Genomic DNA, 14,633 nt, shown 5'->3' with positions numbered 1-14,633 from the left:
GTTAGGCACCACGACAGGAGCCTATCATGGCTGACGACCGCGACGATGAAGGACCGGCGCAATACGCCTCGCCGCCCTGCTTCCTGCACGAACTCGACCCGGAATACCGCGAGCCGCTCTCCGACTGGACGGATGTCAGGCGATGGCGCAAGGCCGAGCGCGAGCGGCTGATCAATGCCCGCCTTGCCGTTTCGGCCGACGTTCGCTCCGCAATGTCGGCGCGCATCGCGGACGGCCTTGACGCGCTGATCGGCGACATAGAAGGCCGGATGGTCAGCCTCTACTGGCCGTTTCGCGGCGAGCCGGATCTGCGTGGCTGGCTGGCCTCGATCAACGAGCGCGGCGGTCGGACCGCGCTGCCTGTCGTCATCGAGAAGGGTCGGCCGCTGGTGTTTCGCGCCTACAAGCCGGGCGACCGGCTGGAAAAAGGCGTCTGGAACATTCCGATTCCGGCCGAGGGCGATCCCGTCCTGCCCGACATCGTGATTTCGCCGATCGTCGGCATCGACCCAGGCAAGTATCGGCTAGGCTATGGCGGCGGGTTCTACGACCGCACGCTGGCGGCCATGCCCTTCAGGCCGCTGGTGATCGGCGTCGGCTACGAATTGCAGCGCATCCCCACCATCTACCCGCAGCCGCACGACATTCCGATGACGACTGTGGTGACGGAGGCCGCGACTGCCTAGACGGTCCAGGTCCAGTCGATCGGATAGTTGAAAATCGGGGTGAAGGTCACGCCGACCGCCTCCATGTCCCTGCGACCGTCGACGACCATCTCCTTCAGCGTGTCGAGCTGCGCCGCATGCTCCTCGGTGTCCCAGACACTGACCTGCACGATCGAGCCCTTAGGCGAGACGCCGGCATAAAAGTGAAGGAGTCCGGGCAGCCGTCTGATAGCCGGGATTATGTACTGCGAGGTCTTCTTGCTCGCGGCATCGACTTCCGCGAAGCGGCTCGGGTCGTAGCTGGCGCGCGAGACGCGGACGACGGCGGTTGCCGGCAACGGTTCGGGCAAGGTGATTCTTTCTGTCATATCGCCGCTGCCTCCTGCTGGTTATGAGTCCCTAAGCCATTTCCGGCCGCAGTCCGACCGCCGTGCGATCGACGATCTCACGCAGCGCAAAGGACGAGTTGATCTTCGTCACATGCGGCATGGCCGACAGCCACTCCTTGTGGATGCGCTCATAGTCGACGAGATCTTTCGCCGCGATGCGCAGGATGTAGTCGTATTCGCCCGACATCAGATGGCAGGAGAGCACGTTCGGGCAGCGCTTGATAGCCGCCTCGAAATCCGACAACGTCTTTTCGAATTGCCCCGACAGCGATATGTGCACGATCGCCGTCATCTGGTGGCCGAGCGCGCTGTTGGAAAGCCGCGCGTGATAGCCGCGGATGGTTCCGGACTTCTCGAGATTGTCGAGCCTGCGCGAGCAGGCCGATTGCGAAAGGCCGACCTTCTCGGCAAGCGCCGCATTGGGTATCCGGCCATCCTTCTGCAAAGTCTCCAGAATGGCGATATCAATCCTGTCGAGCGGCATTTTTCGTTGTTCCTGCGAATTTCCGGCTATTTTGCGCAACGATTATCGAAGAGCGGTCCTTGCCGCAAGTGCATTCGCAAACACATACGGAACGATTCGTGATTGACTGCCATTATTGCGTGTCGCCTCCAAAATCGCGCGGCGTTCCGGAGCTGATGGCATGCACCAATGACAGGGAGAGCGCCCCTTGAAAGGGCGCGGACAGGAGAAGAAAGATGCGTGTCGGCTGCCCCAGGGAAATCAAGAACCATGAATATCGCGTCGGCCTGACGCCCGGCTCGGTCCGCGAATATGTCGCGCATGGCCACGAAGTGCTGGTCGAGACTGGCGCCGGCGCCGGCATCGGCGCCGACGACAATGCCTATCGCGCCGCCGGGGCGACTATCGCCAAGACGGCGGCCGACGTATTCGCCAAGTCGGACATGATCGTCAAGGTCAAGGAGCCGCAGCCCAATGAATGGGTGCAACTGCGCGACGGCCAGATCCTCTACACCTACCTGCACCTTGCTCCGGATCCGGAGCAGACCAAGGGTCTTCTCGCTTCGGGCGTCACTGCCGTTGCCTATGAGACCGTGACCGACGATCGCGGCGGCCTGCCGCTGCTGGCGCCGATGTCGGAAGTCGCCGGCCGCCTGTCGATCCAGGCCGGCGCGACGGCGCTGCAGAAGGCCAATGGCGGTCGCGGCGTGTTGCTTGGCGGCGTGCCCGGCGTGCTGCCCGGCAAGGTCACCGTGCTCGGCGGCGGCGTCGTCGGCCTGCATGCGGCCAAGATGGCGGCCGGCCTCGGCGCCGATGTCACCATCATCGACCGCTCGATCCCACGCCTGCGCCAGCTCGACGACATTTTTGGCGGCCGCGTCCACACCCGTTACTCGACCGTCGAGGCGCTGGAAGAAGAATGCTTCTCGGCCGATGTCGTCATCGGCGCGGTGCTGATCCCGGGCGCGGCGGCGCCCAAGCTCGTCACCCGTGAGATGCTTTCGGGCATGAAGAAGGGCTCGGTGCTGGTCGATGTCGCGATCGACCAGGGCGGCTGCTTCGAGACCTCGCATGCCACGACCCATGCCGATCCGACCTACGAGGTCGACGGCGTGATTCACTATTGCGTCGCCAACATGCCCGGCGCCGTGCCGGTCACTTCGGCGCACGCGCTCAACAACGCGACACTGCACTACGGCCTGCAGCTCGCCGACAAGGGCCTCAAGGCGCTGGTCGACGACCATCACCTGCGCAACGGCCTCAACGTCCATAAGGGCAAGATCACCAACCGCGCCGTCGCCGAGGCGCTCGGCTATGAGATGGTCGAGCCGAAGGCGGTGCTTGCCGCCTGACGGGCTCGCATAGCTTCATCCAGTCGCCCGCCGGTCATTCCGGCGGGCTTTTCTTTGCGCGCGAGCGTATTCGTCGAGAAATCCGGGCAACAAAAAAGCGGAGCAAAAGCCCCGCTTCCTCGATGTTGCGATCCGCCGCCGGTCCATCCGCGGTCGACTGATCATCAACCATTGCTTCTTAGCGCATTAGTACGACGAGAATACGACAGTCTTGACCGGCCTCGAACCTGTCTTTCGGCCGTTATGCTTCCCCATGTGAAATGCTTCACATTCGTCCGGCGGGAAAGATGCCTAGACACGCAGTGCTACTGGCGGTTTGTGCTGCTTGCCGGGTTCGGACAATCCCGGCCCGGACAGTACTTGCCGACAGCTTCTGTCAGACCCTCCAACGGCCCGCCCGACCATCGGCGGGCTTCTTTTTTGGGGTCATGCCGTATTTGGGATCAGGCCCGCTCGATGCGGCATTGATAGCAATTGTTCCGGGCCGAGCGGACATGGATGTACGCGATGTCGTCGCGCTCAAGCAGGGTTGTCGCGCGAGCGGGGATGTCGTCCGTCGGCGTGACCGCGCCGCTGCCATAGACGATGCGATCGTCTTCGCCATAGCCCCTCACGATATAGTCGCTGCTTGCGAGCATTTCCGGCAGCGCATCCCCGTCGGCGGCGCGTTCGCATTCCTCGGCGTGCAGGAAGATCGGGCCGGTTTCGGCATAGGGTTGCAATTGCGGGAACGGCCTGTAGGCCACGATCAGGTAGCCGTCGCCGGCTCCGACGTTCTTCATGCAGTGCCTGCAGGGCACGCCGTCGCCGTCGGAGATCCGGAGTTCCGGGGTGAGGCCATAGGCATCGGGCCCTCCCCGCTGCAAGGCGCGCACGGCTTCGGTCGGCAAGGCTTTGAACTGGATGCTCATGGCAAATCTCCGCTGTCGATGTCCGGAAACTATGCCTTGGCGGCAGTGCCTCCCACCCGATTCCTGACGAGAGCGTTTCACCATCTCACGGAAACGGCGAACCACTCTAACTCTTTGTTTTGACGCAATTCCGGACGGAAACCGCTCACACTTTTCCTGGAATTGCTCTAGTGGCGCCCATATGAAGAGCCCGGCTGCATTGCACAACCGGGCCCTCGACTATCGGCATTGTCGGGCTGAGCGTTACCGCACGAAATCGTCGAAGCGGCGCAGCGTCACGCGGCGGTTGCGCCAGTTCTCCTGCTGGGTCGGCACGAGCAGGAACTCCTCGCCATAGCCGACGGTTTCCAGCGCGAACGAGGGCACGCCGAACTCGCCTACCAGGGTGCGCTTCAGGGAGGCGGCCCGGCGCTCGGACAGGACCTGGTTCGATTCGAAAGAACCCACGGCGTCGGTGTGGCCCTCGATCAGGATGCGGGCGCCACGGTCTCGTCGCAGGATGCGATGGAGCGCGTCGGCGATGATCTCGACCTTGCCATATTGCGAGGGGGCAATGGCGGCCGAGCCGAACTCGAAATTGATTGACTGGATGTCGATCGAACGCGCCATGCGCCGCAGATCCGGCCGGCGCTTGAACTCGCGAATGGTGACACGTTCATTGGGGCGCAGCTTCTTCCTGGGCGCGGCGTCGAGCTGCCGCTCGATGGTCGCGGCCGAAGGCGTGGTCGCCTGCGCCGATGCCAGGCTCGGCATGGCAACTGCCGCAATCATGGCCATGGCAAATGTACGTCGGGTCAACATGTCTTTCTCCTACAAGCTCGGCCTCGTAATGCGGCCGGACAATGGCGAAGACAGTCTGAAGCGGCGATGAACGGAATGTTCAGGCCCCACGGCAATTCCGGGAAAAGTGTGAGCGGTTCTCTGTCCGGAATTGCTTCAAAAAGCGGCTCGCCGTTCCGTGAAACGGTGAAACGCTCTAGCCTCGCATGACGCTGGCCGAACGCTCGGCGAAGGTCAGCGGGTGCACGACTTCCTTCTTCTGCGCTACAGGCGTGAAGCCGAGTTTCTGGTACAGCGGCAGAGCCGCCGGGTGGTCGAGCGTGCAGGTCTGCACGGAAACGAACTTTGGCCCATATGCCCAGGCCGCCGAGATCGCCGCGCCGAGGAACCAGCGACCGAGGCCCTGGCCGTGCGCATGTTCCATCATGCCGAAATAGGCGAGCTCCACTTCGTCCGGCAGATGCGGCTTGAGGTCGAAGAAGCCGGCAGGAGCGCCGTCGAGATAGAGCACCCTGACGTCGCGGTCCTCGCGGTGCAGGCCGGCGGCAAGCTCCTCGTCGCTCATCCTCAGCACATTGACCCAGTGCCATTTGCGCCCGACGCGATCTATCAAATAGCGGTAGAAATGGAGCGGGATGTCCTTGGTCTTCAGCAGCGCGATCTGGCGGTTGTAGGGGATCGGCGGCGAAACCGCCGGCGCCGCGTGCATCTCCAGGAACGTGACCGTGACGTCGATATCTTTCGGCACGCCGTTTTCCATCATTCTTTCCCCGTCACCACCGGCGTGTCGCTGAGACCGCCCCATTCCGTCCAGGATCCGTCGTAAAGCCGGTTGTCGGTGTGGCCAAGCGTCTCCAGCGCCAGCGTGATCGCCGCCGCCGTGATACCCGAGCCGCACGACGTGACGACCGGCTTCGACAAATCGATGCCGGCATCCTCGATCACCTTGCGCAAGCGGTCCTTGGGCAGCAGCTCGCCATTCTCGGCAAGCGCCGTGATCGGGACATTGCTCGCGCCCGGCATATGGCCCGAACGGACGCCTGGGCGCGGCTCCGGATCGGTTCCGGCGAAACGGCCGGCCGAGCGCGCGTCAGCGATCTGGCTCTCTTGGCTGGCGACGATCCTGCGCATCTCGTCGAGGCCGACGACACGGTCCGCGTCGAAATTGGCATGGAAGACACTCGGCGCGATCTTGGTCGGCTCGGAAGTCACTGGCCGCCCTTCGGCCTTCCAGCGGTCGAAGCCACCGTTCAGAATGTAGACCTGGAAAACGCCCATGACCCGGAACATCCACCAGGCGCGCGGCGCCGAGAACAGGCCAGGCCCGTCATAGACGACGATTGTGTCATCGGCCGTAACGCCCATAGCGCCGACATACTGGGCAAAGTGCTGCGGCGAGGCCAAGGTGTGCGGCAATTTGGAATCCGGATCGGAAACCGCATCCTGGTCGAGGAAGCGCGCGCCGGGAATGTGCGCGGCATCGTATTCGGCGCGGGCGTCTCGCTTTTGCGCCGGCAGATACCAGGAGGCGTCGATGATGGTGAGGCCGGGCTCGCCAAGCTCATTCTCCAGCCAGTCGGCGTCGACGATGAAAGGACTGTCCTGCGCCATTTTGTTCTCCCTGGCCCGCCTCGGTTTAGTGCATGATGCGGAAAAGTGTGAAGCGGCTTTCGGGCGACATCATGCTTCATCACTTCGAGCATCAATTCGCCGGCATTGGCCCGAAGCGGATGCGGAAGCGCCGGTTCTCGCGGCCCTTCTTTTCGATCTTGCCGATATGGATCTCGCCGACCTCGCCGGTCGACTTCACATGCGTTCCACCGCAGGGCTGGCTGTCGACCGAGCCGTTCTCGCCGATGCAGACCAGGCGGATTTGGCCTGTGCCGACCGGCGGGCGGACGTTCTTCGATTTGACCAGGCCGGGATTGGCGGCAAGCTCGTCGTCGGTGATCAACCGGGTGAAGATCGGATGGTCGGCGCGCACCAGCTCCATCAGCCGGGCCGTCACATCTTCCTTGGTGAAGCCGGTGTCGGGGATATCGAAGTCGACACGGCTGTCGTCCTCAGCGACCGCCGCACCGGTGATCGGAAACGGGCAAACGACCGTCAGCAGGTGGCAGGCGGTATGCATGCGCATCAGAAGGTGCCGACGCTCCCAGTCGATCGAGAGCTTCAGCCTTTCGCCGACAGCGGGGAGCAGCTGCTCCGGCGCCGGCACGTGGATGATCTCGTCCTTGGTCTCCCCGGTGATGGTGGCGGCGATCGCGATGCGGCCGCCGTCCGCTCGTTCGAGCATGCCGGTATCGCCCGGCTGTCCACCCGACGTGGCGTAGAAGATCGTGCGGTCGAGAAGGATGCCGCCGCGATCGTTGATGGCGACGACCTCGGCCTCGGCCGTCGTCTGATAGGCGTCGTCGCGAAACAGCGCCTCGGTCTTGCGGGCCATCATGCTACCTTTTCGAACGGCACGGAAATGTCGGCCTTCTCTTCCATCCAGCCCGGCACCGGAAGATTCTTGCCGCGAAGGAATTCTGGATTGAAGAGCTTGGACTGGTAGCGCGTGCCGTAGTCGGCAAGGATCGTCACGATGGTGTGGCCCGGTCCGAGATCGCGCGCCAGCCGGATGGCGCCGGCGATGTTGATGCCGGTCGAGCCGCCGACACAGAGGCCCTCTTCCTGGATCAGATCGAAGATGATCGGCAACGCTTCCTCGTCCGGGATCTGGTAGGAGAAGTCCGGCCTGAAGCCTTCCAGGTTGGCGGTGATGCGGCCCTGCCCGATACCTTCGGTGATCGAGTTGCCGTCGGATCTCAACTCGCCGCTGGTGTAGAAACTGTAGAGCGCGGCGCCCAGCGGATCGGCGAGCGCGATCTTGACGTCCTTGTTCTTGCCCTTGAGCCCGAGCGCGACGCCGGCGAGCGTGCCGCCGGAGCCTACGGCCGAAACGAAGCCATCGACCTTGCCGCCGGTTTGAGCCCAGATCTCCTGGGCTGTCGTGCGGATATGACCGTCGCGGTTGGCGACATTGTCGAACTGGTTGGCCCAGATTGCGCCGTTCGGCTCCGAGCGCGCCAGTTGCTCGGCAAGGCGGCCGGACAATTTTATGTAATTGTTGGAGTTCTTGTAGGGCACGGCCGGCACTTCGATGAGCTCCGCGCCCAGGATCTTGATCGTGTCCTTCTTTTCCTGGCTCTGCGTGTCGGGGATGACGATCACGGTGCGGTAGCCGAGCGCCTTGGCAACCAACGTCAAGCCGATGCCGGTGTTGCCGGCGGTGCCTTCGACGATGAGCCCGCCGGGCTTGAGCAGCCCGCGCTGTTCGGCATCGCGGATGATGAACAGGCCGGCCCTATCCTTCACCGATTGTCCCGGATTCATGAACTCGGCCTTGCCGAGGATCTCACAGCCGGTCGCTTCCGAAGCCTTGTTGAGCCGGATCAGGGGCGTGTTGCCGATCGCTTCGATCACAGAACGGGGCATGAGGGATTCCTTTGTGTGTGCGGCGAGACCCTAAAAACCGGACGCCGCGGTTTCAAGGCAAGATTTTGCCTGGTCCAGTCGCATACCGGATGGTGCAACGCTTGCGATCATTTCAGTGCCAGGTGCAAAACCGCTCTTTTCAACCGATTTCTCCGCCGCTAGAGCAAACCGGAACATCCGCAGGACACCCCATGACACTCTACCGGGCCAATCCGAAAGACGGTGTCGCCTGGATCACGGGCGGCGGGAGCGGCCTTGGTCGCGCGCTGGCCAAGGATCTCGCCAATCAAGGCTATGCCGTAGCGGTGACGTCGCTGCCGGAAGATCCGGTTGACACGCTGATCGTCGAAACCGCGCAAATGTCGGGGCATGTGAGGTCCTTTCCCTGCGACGTCACCGACGAGCACGGCATGGCGCGCACGGCCGCCGCGATCGAGGAGCAGATGGGCCCGATCGTGCTTGCCGTCTTCAACGCCGGCAACTACATCGCCACCCCCGGCGAGAATCTGGTGGTGCGCGATTTCCATCGTTCCTTCGCCGTGAACTATTTCGGCATCGTCAACGGCGTGGTGCCTGTCGTCGAGCATATGCGCGTGCGCGGACGCGGCCATGTCGTTCTTGTCGGATCGGTCACCGCCTATTCCGGCTGGCCGACGACGGCAGCCTATGGCGGCACCAAGGCCGCGATCAACATCCTGGCGGAGTCGCTGAAATACGACTTCGACAAGATGAACATCCGCGTCCAGGTTATCAATCCGGGCTTCGTCGACACGCCGCTGACCGAAAAGAACAAGCTGCCGATGCCGGGTCTCATGCCTGTGCATCGCGCCTCGCGCCGCATGGCGCGCGGCATCAAGAAAGGCGCCTTCGAAGTCACCTTTCCCTATCACATCAGCTGGCCGCTGAAGTTGCTCGGCCTGCTGCCGCGGCCGCTCGGCCGCTTCGTCATCGGACTCACCACCCACTGGTGGGGGCGGCCACTGCATTTCGATCGCAGGCCGGCGGGCAAAGAAGACCCATCCCGCGACAAGGCGGCATAAGCGCCGCGACATAAGCCGGCGAAACGGCGATTGCCTGCCGGCGGGGACGGCCATAGGTTGAGAATCATTGCTTGGAGACTGTAATGGGGCGGCGGATCGTGCTGGCGGTGCTTGGCCTTGCAGTCATCCTGGTCGCCGGCTTCTTCCTCGGCCCCCGCGTGCCGGTCGATACCACGATCAAGTTCAATCCGTCGGTGATCGGCGACGATCCGCAAGCCTATCTGGCGCGGGAAGAAGCTTCCGTGCCCAACATCCGCGACGGGCTCGACAAGGAGATCATCTGGGCGAACCCGATGGTCCACGCCAAGACGCCTTTGGCCATCGTCTACATCCATGGCTTTTCCGCCTCGAAGGGCGAGGTCCGCCCCTTGCCGGACGACATTGCGGATGAACTGGGCGCCAACCTCTTCTACACGCGGCTGACCGGTCACGGTCAGGATGGCGCGGCCATGGCGCAAGGCAGCGTCAATGCCTGGATCAACGACTATGAGGAGGCTTTGGCCATCGGCCGCGAAATCGGCGACAAGGTGATCGTCATCGGGACGTCGACCGGCGGCTCGCTGGCAGCATGGGCAGCGACGCAGCCAGGCGCTTCGGACGGTGTCGCGGCAATCGCGTTCATCTCGCCGAATTTCGGCGTCAAGGCCTCCGGCGCGGAGTTGCTGACCATGCCTTGGGGCGGGCAACTCGCCGAGCTTGTCGGCGGCAAGGAACGCAGTTTCCCGGCGCGCAACGCGCTCCACGAAAAATTCTGGACCACCAGATACCCGATGAAAGCGGTGCTGCCGATGGCCGCGCTCACCGAGCTAGCCTATGCCGCGCCGGTCGAGAAAGCGAAGATCCCTGCCCTGTTCATCTTCTCGGATTCCGACAAGGTGGTGCGGCCGGACCGCACGCGCGAGATCGCCGGGCGCTGGGGCGGTCCGCACGAGTTGGTGCCGGTCGACGATACCGGCGACCCGGACAATCACGTGATCGCCGGCGATGTTCTGTCGCCGCAGACCACACGCTTTCTTACGGAGCGTATCGTGGTTTGGGTGAAGGCGCTGATGCAGCAGCAGGCAAGCCAGTGAAATCGAGCCAATGAAATCGGCCAATAAAATGGGGCCGGTGAAATGAAAACGGCCGGAGCATCGCTCCGGCCGTTTCGCATCGCCTGGATGGGTTCAAGCGGCCCTGTTCGCCGGACGCTTGCCGCCGAAGCGGCGCTTGTTGTTGCCCTTGAAGCGCTTGAAGCCGTCGGGCTTGATCGAGCCATTCGGCTTGGCGGCAGCCGGGCGTTCGCCCTGCGGCTTCGGCCCGCGCTCGCCATGAGGCTTGCCGGCGACACGCTTGTTGCCGCCACCATTGCCCGGCCGGCGGCCATCGCGGCGGCCGCCATGATGCTCACGGTCATTGGCCGGCTCGAAATGGCGCTCGGTCTTTTCCCTGGGGTCGCGCTGCGGATCCGGGCTGCCGAGATGATCGGCAACGACCGGCAGCTTCATGCGGATGATGCGCTCGACCTGCCGCAGCTTGGCGTTCTCCGAGGGATCGCAAAGCGTGATAGCAATGCCGTCCCTGCCGTTGCGGCCGGTACGGCCGATGCGGTGGACATAGCTTTCCGCTTCATCCGGGAGGTCGAAATTCACGACATGGCTGATGCCGGGCACGTCGATGCCGCGCGCCGCGATATCGGTTGCGACCAGAATGCGGACCGAGCCGTCGCGGAAATCGTTGAGCGCCTTCTGGCGGGCGTTCTGCGACTTGTTGCCGTGGATGACGGCGGCTTCAAAACCGTCGCGCACAAGGTCTTTGGTGACACGATCGGCGCCGTGCTTGGTGCGCGAGAACACGATCACCGTGCGCATCGCCTCGTCGGCCAGCATCTTGGACAGCACCTGGCGCTTCTGCCTGGTGCGGGCAAGCACCACGCTCTGCACGATCTCGGCGGCCGTGGTGCTCTGCGGCGAGACCTCGATGCGGACCGGATTCTTCAGGAGGCCCTTGGCGAGCTCGGCGATCTCGTCCGGCATGGTGGCCGAGAACAGTGCCGTCTGACGGTCCGGCGCCGTCGCCTTGGCGATGCGCTTGACGTCGTTGATGAAACCCATGTCGAGCATGCGGTCGCCCTCGTCGAGGACGAGCCATTTGGTGTCGGCAAGGATGAGGTCGCCTTCACGCACCAGATCGGTCAACCGTCCAGGCGTGGCGATCAGGATGTCGACGCCGGGCGCGATCTTCTTGACCTGGCTGAAGCGCGAGACGCCGCCAAGCACCAGCGCGGTCGAGATATGCGCGCCCTTGGCGAGCAGCTTGATGGTGTCCTCGATCTGCACGGCGAGCTCGCGCGTCGGTGCCAGGATCAGCGCGCGCGCCGTCTTTGGCCGGCGCTTGGTGCCCAGGCCAATAATCTTCGACAGGATCGGCAGCGCGAAGGCGGCCGTCTTGCCCGAACCGGTCTGGGCGATGCCGAATATGTCGCGGCCTTCGAGCTGCGGCGGAATTGCCTGCACCTGGATCGGCTTCGGCTCGGCGAAGCCCGCGGCCAGCGTGGCCTTCAGCAGTGCGCCGCCAATGCCAAGGGCGGCGAAACCGGAGAGTTCCCCAGCGTCGCTGTTGGGGGGAGTGTTTTCGTTGGTCAAAATCTATCTTCTTTCAAGCGGCGCAATCGCCGCAAACGTCGATGGCGGCAGGGCGCAACCTGCCGTCGAAACAATCATCAGGAAACGACAAGGCGGCGGACAGGAAACGTCCGCGCGGCTGCGCTGTCGTGCCCGCGGACTTCATGCCCCGGGGCTTTTTCGCCGTCTTGCCGATCGACCTGGGTCGACTTGAAAGAGGGAAAACAGACGCAACCAGTCTCATTCGTGGAGAAAGCCGGACAAACCGGCCCAAGCGCCTATACGCCGCATATGGCCGAGTCCGGCCCGAAATGCAAGGGGCCATGTTGCAATGCAGCAAAACGAGGGCGCTTGCGCTCTCCTGCCCTCGCCATTACCACAAATCACTTATCCGTTTTGGGGACCAGCGATGAAAGACGTGCTGAAGGAACTCGAGCGTCGCCGCGAGATTGCCCGCATGGGCGGCGGCAAGGACCGCATCGAGGCGCAGCACAAGAAGGGCAAGCTCACCGCCCGCGAGCGTATCGAGATATTTCTCGATGAAGGCTCGTTCGAGGAGTTCGACATGTATGTCGAGCACCGGTCGACCGATTTCGGCATGGAGAAGACCAAGATCGCCGGCGACGGCGTCGTCACCGGCTGGGGCACCGTCAACGGCCGCCCGGTCTATATCTTCGCCAAGGATTTCACCGTGTTCGGCGGCTCGCTGTCGGAGGCTCATGCCGAAAAGGTGATCAAGGTCCAGGAGATGGCGCTGCGCAATCGCGCGCCGATCATCGGCCTCTATGATGCCGGAGGCGCGCGCATCCAGGAAGGTGTGGCGGCGCTCGGCGGCTATGCCGAGATCTTTCAGCGCAATGTGCTGGCCTCCGGCGTCATCCCGCAGATATCGCTGATCATGGGCCCCTGCGCCGGCGGCGACGTCTACTCGCCGGCCATGACCGATTTCATCTTCATGGTGCGCGACACCTCCTACATGTTCGTCACCGGACCGGACGTGGTGAAGACGGTGACCAACGAGACGGTGACCGCCGAAAGCCTCGGCGGTGCCAGCGTGCACACCACCAAATCCTCGATTGCCGACGGCGCCTATGACAACGATGTCGAAGCGCTCTTGCAGATGCGCCGGCTGGTCGATCTTTTGCCGGCGTCGAACACGGCCGAGATTCCCGAAATCGAGTGCTACCAGTCGGTGACGGATCACGACCTGTCGCTCGACCGGCTGATCCCCGACAACGCCAATAAGCCCTATGACATCAAGGAACTGATCCTGAAGGTTGCCGACGAAGGCGATTTCTTCGAGATCCAGCAGAGCTTTGCCAGGAACATCGTCACCGGCTTCGGCCGCGTCGAGGGCCGCACAGTGGGCTTCGTCGCCAACCAGCCGATGGTGCTGGCCGGCGTGCTCGATTCCGATGCCAGCCGCAAGGCAGCGCGCTTCGTGCGCTTCTGCGACTGTTTTTCAATTCCGATCGTCACCTTCGTCGACGTGCCGGGCTTCCTGCCCGGCACCGCGCAGGAATATGGTGGGCTGATCAAGCACGGCGCAAAGCTGCTCTTCGCCTATGCCGAAGCGACCGTGCCGAAGATCACCGTCATCACCCGCAAGGCCTATGGCGGGGCTTATGACGTGATGGCGTCGAAGCATCTGCGCGGCGACATGAACTATGCCTGGCCGACGGCGCAGATTGCCGTGATGGGCGCCAGGGGCGCCGTCGAGATCATCTACCGCAAGGACATCGGCGATCCGGAGAAAATTGCAGCCCATACAAAGGTTTACGAGGATCGCTTCCTGTCGCCCTTCGTCGCGGCCGAACGCGGCTATATCGATGAGGTGATCATGCCGCATTCGACGCGGCGCCGGGTGGCGCGAGCGCTGCGCATGTTGCGCAACAAGGACATGCAGAACCCCTGGAAGAAGCACGACAACATCCCGCTGTGAGAAGCCCCGCCGAGAAGAAATGCGCATAACCCTTGCAGCCCAGAGCCTTATCCCGGCCAAGGGGTATGGCGGAACGCAGCGCCAGGTCGAATGGCTGGTCACCGAGCTGGTGAAGCTTGGGCACCACGTCGTCCTGATCGCCGCGCCGGGATCGTCGCATCCGATGTGCGAGGTCAGGCATGCGGTCAGCGATGCCGAGTGCCGGGCGGCGATCCCGCGCGACACGCAGATCGTCAACCTGCACGCCTGGAAGGTGGAGGTCCCCTTCCCGACGCTCAACACCGAGCACGGCCATCTTCCGGACTATCCGCGGCCGCAGTCCAACTGGAACTTCCTCAGCGCCCGCCATGCCGAACTGCATGGCCGCAAGACCTTCGTCTATAACGGCTTTCCGGTGGACGCTTACCGGTTGGCGCCTTCGAAGAACGATCACCTCTTTTTCATGGCGGCGATCGCGCGGGCCGGAAAGGGACTGAACCGGGCGGTGGACCTTGCCAAAAAATTCGACTTCACCCTCGATATCGCCGGCGGTTCGCGCTGGAAGCTGCTTGGCCGCAGCAAGACACGCCGCGAGGGCGTGTTCTTCAAGAGCCTTTCCGCCCGCTACCGCTTTCACGGCATGGTCGATGGCCAGGACAAATTGCGCCTGCTGGGGGAATCGAAGGCATTCCTCAACCCAATCTCCTGGGAAGAACCGTTCGGCATGGCGCAGGTCGAGGCCATGCTGTGCGGCACACCCGTGCTCACCACGCCGCGCGGCGCGCTGGTGGAGACCGTCGATGCCGATACCGGCCGTTTCTTCGAGACCGACGAGGAGTTCGCGCGTGGTTTTGCCGAGATCGGCGGTATGTCGGCGCAACGATGCCGCCAGTCGGCAGCTGACAGGTTCCCTATCGAGAAGACGGCGAAGGCCTATCTGGAACTCTATGCGCGCATCCTTGATGGCGAAGCGCTTCCGTGACAAATCACCCTCATATCAGCCATTGGTGGCGATTGTTCCGGATCTGA

Annotated in this window: 15 protein-coding genes; 6 read left to right on the top strand and 9 right to left on the bottom strand. The window is 63.3% G+C overall.

The features are described 5' to 3' along the window. Positions 1–26: 26 nt before the first annotated feature. Positions 27–686 (top strand): 5-formyltetrahydrofolate cyclo-ligase, encoded by a 660-nt coding sequence (locus DPM35_RS20980; RefSeq protein ID WP_112129173.1) that lies wholly within the window; start codon positions 27–29, stop codon positions 684–686. Here DPM35_RS20980 and DPM35_RS20975 read toward each other — a convergent pair. Further along, on the bottom strand, positions 683–1,033 hold the full coding sequence (locus tag DPM35_RS20975; RefSeq protein WP_112129172.1) for a hypothetical protein: 351 nt from the start codon (positions 1,031–1,033) through the stop codon (positions 683–685). The two genes, DPM35_RS20980 and DPM35_RS20975, sit on opposite strands and share 4 nt — an antisense overlap. Positions 1,034–1,064: 31 nt before the next feature. After that, positions 1,065–1,538: an Lrp/AsnC family transcriptional regulator gene (locus DPM35_RS20970; RefSeq protein ID WP_040994689.1), complete on the bottom strand. Its 474-nt coding sequence runs from the start codon at positions 1,536–1,538 to the stop codon at positions 1,065–1,067. Positions 1,539–1,753: 215 nt separating this feature from the next. Between DPM35_RS20970 and ald the strand changes: the two genes are divergently transcribed. Next, positions 1,754–2,869 (top strand): alanine dehydrogenase, encoded by a 1,116-nt coding sequence (gene ald / locus DPM35_RS20965; protein WP_112129171.1) that lies wholly within the window; start codon positions 1,754–1,756, stop codon positions 2,867–2,869. Positions 2,870–3,312: 443 nt separating this feature from the next. Here the strand turns inward: ald and DPM35_RS20960 are convergent, their stop codons facing one another. The 6 genes from DPM35_RS20960 to DPM35_RS20935 all read right to left on the bottom strand — a co-directional run bounded on the left by DPM35_RS20960 (position 3,313) and on the right by DPM35_RS20935 (position 8,040). Next, complete coding sequence (locus DPM35_RS20960) at positions 3,313–3,780, bottom strand: DUF1203 domain-containing protein (RefSeq protein ID WP_112129170.1); 468 nt, start codon at positions 3,778–3,780, stop codon at positions 3,313–3,315. A 243-nt stretch (positions 3,781–4,023) separates the two neighbouring features. After that, positions 4,024–4,581, bottom strand: coding sequence for an OmpA family protein (locus DPM35_RS20955; RefSeq protein ID WP_112129169.1), 558 nt, complete (start codon positions 4,579–4,581; stop codon positions 4,024–4,026). Between the two features lie 175 nt (positions 4,582–4,756). After that, the gene (locus tag DPM35_RS20950) at positions 4,757–5,320 is read right to left on the bottom strand and encodes a GNAT family N-acetyltransferase (protein WP_112129168.1); all 564 of its coding nucleotides are present in this window, start codon (positions 5,318–5,320) and stop codon (positions 4,757–4,759) included. Then, positions 5,320–6,171 (bottom strand): 3-mercaptopyruvate sulfurtransferase, encoded by an 852-nt coding sequence (gene sseA / locus DPM35_RS20945; RefSeq protein WP_112129167.1) that lies wholly within the window; start codon positions 6,169–6,171, stop codon positions 5,320–5,322. The genes DPM35_RS20950 and sseA overlap by 1 nt, the downstream gene beginning before the upstream one ends. 91 nt (positions 6,172–6,262) lie before the next feature. Continuing rightward, complete coding sequence (locus DPM35_RS20940; protein ID WP_112129432.1) at positions 6,263–7,006, bottom strand: alanyl-tRNA editing protein; 744 nt, start codon at positions 7,004–7,006, stop codon at positions 6,263–6,265. After that, entirely contained in the window at positions 7,006–8,040 is a 1,035-nt protein-coding gene (locus tag DPM35_RS20935) for a cysteine synthase A (RefSeq protein ID WP_112129166.1), read from the bottom strand. Before DPM35_RS20935 ends, DPM35_RS20940 begins: the two co-directional genes overlap by 1 nt. 191 nt (positions 8,041–8,231) lie before the next feature. On the opposite strand from DPM35_RS20935, the gene DPM35_RS20930 reads away from it, so the two are divergent. Further along, positions 8,232–9,080 (top strand): SDR family NAD(P)-dependent oxidoreductase, encoded by an 849-nt coding sequence (locus DPM35_RS20930; RefSeq protein ID WP_112129165.1) that lies wholly within the window; start codon positions 8,232–8,234, stop codon positions 9,078–9,080. Between the two features lie 83 nt (positions 9,081–9,163). Beyond that, a complete protein-coding gene (locus tag DPM35_RS20925) occupies positions 9,164–10,153 on the top strand; it encodes an alpha/beta hydrolase (RefSeq protein WP_112129164.1) in 990 nt (329 codons plus the stop codon). Positions 10,154–10,246: 93 nt separating this feature from the next. Here the strand turns inward: DPM35_RS20925 and DPM35_RS20920 are convergent, their stop codons facing one another. After that, positions 10,247–11,704: a DEAD/DEAH box helicase gene (locus DPM35_RS20920; RefSeq protein ID WP_112129163.1), complete on the bottom strand. Its 1,458-nt coding sequence runs from the start codon at positions 11,702–11,704 to the stop codon at positions 10,247–10,249. Between the two features lie 388 nt (positions 11,705–12,092). On the opposite strand from DPM35_RS20920, the gene DPM35_RS20915 reads away from it, so the two are divergent. Further along, positions 12,093–13,625 (top strand): acyl-CoA carboxylase subunit beta, encoded by a 1,533-nt coding sequence (locus tag DPM35_RS20915; protein WP_112129162.1) that lies wholly within the window; start codon positions 12,093–12,095, stop codon positions 13,623–13,625. A gap of 19 nt (positions 13,626–13,644) precedes the next feature. Continuing rightward, on the top strand, positions 13,645–14,586 hold the full coding sequence (locus tag DPM35_RS20910) for a glycosyltransferase (protein WP_112129161.1): 942 nt from the start codon (positions 13,645–13,647) through the stop codon (positions 14,584–14,586). Positions 14,587–14,633 lie beyond the last annotated feature (47 nt).

This window comes from Mesorhizobium atlanticum (genome assembly GCF_003289965.1).
GTDB lineage: Bacteria > Pseudomonadota > Alphaproteobacteria > Rhizobiales > Rhizobiaceae > Mesorhizobium > Mesorhizobium atlanticum.
This window is presented reverse-complemented; position numbering and strand designations above follow the sequence as displayed.

What these genes read in the sequence shown, in the direction of transcription:
- DPM35_RS20925 (WP_112129164.1), top strand. Translation starts at nt 9,164, where the DNA reads ATGGGGCGGCGGATCGTGCTGGCGGTGCTTGGCCTTGCAGTCATCCTG.
- DPM35_RS20950 (WP_112129168.1), bottom strand. Translation starts at nt 5,320, where the DNA reads ATGGAAAACGGCGTGCCGAAAGATATCGACGTCACGGTCACGTTCCTG.
- DPM35_RS20970 (WP_040994689.1), bottom strand. Translation starts at nt 1,538, where the DNA reads ATGCCGCTCGACAGGATTGATATCGCCATTCTGGAGACTTTGCAGAAG.
- DPM35_RS20960 (WP_112129170.1), bottom strand. Translation starts at nt 3,780, where the DNA reads ATGAGCATCCAGTTCAAAGCCTTGCCGACCGAAGCCGTGCGCGCCTTG.
- sseA (WP_112129167.1), bottom strand. Translation starts at nt 6,171, where the DNA reads ATGGCGCAGGACAGTCCTTTCATCGTCGACGCCGACTGGCTGGAGAAT.
- ald (WP_112129171.1), top strand. Translation starts at nt 1,754, where the DNA reads ATGCGTGTCGGCTGCCCCAGGGAAATCAAGAACCATGAATATCGCGTC.
- DPM35_RS20910 (WP_112129161.1), top strand. Translation starts at nt 13,645, where the DNA reads ATGCGCATAACCCTTGCAGCCCAGAGCCTTATCCCGGCCAAGGGGTAT.
- DPM35_RS20940 (WP_112129432.1), bottom strand. Translation starts at nt 7,006, where the DNA reads ATGGCCCGCAAGACCGAGGCGCTGTTTCGCGACGACGCCTATCAGACG.
- DPM35_RS20935 (WP_112129166.1), bottom strand. Translation starts at nt 8,040, where the DNA reads ATGCCCCGTTCTGTGATCGAAGCGATCGGCAACACGCCCCTGATCCGG.
- DPM35_RS20980 (WP_112129173.1), top strand. Translation starts at nt 27, where the DNA reads ATGGCTGACGACCGCGACGATGAAGGACCGGCGCAATACGCCTCGCCG.
- DPM35_RS20975 (WP_112129172.1), bottom strand. Translation starts at nt 1,033, where the DNA reads ATGACAGAAAGAATCACCTTGCCCGAACCGTTGCCGGCAACCGCCGTC.
- DPM35_RS20915 (WP_112129162.1), top strand. Translation starts at nt 12,093, where the DNA reads ATGAAAGACGTGCTGAAGGAACTCGAGCGTCGCCGCGAGATTGCCCGC.
- DPM35_RS20930 (WP_112129165.1), top strand. Translation starts at nt 8,232, where the DNA reads ATGACACTCTACCGGGCCAATCCGAAAGACGGTGTCGCCTGGATCACG.
- DPM35_RS20955 (WP_112129169.1), bottom strand. Translation starts at nt 4,581, where the DNA reads ATGTTGACCCGACGTACATTTGCCATGGCCATGATTGCGGCAGTTGCC.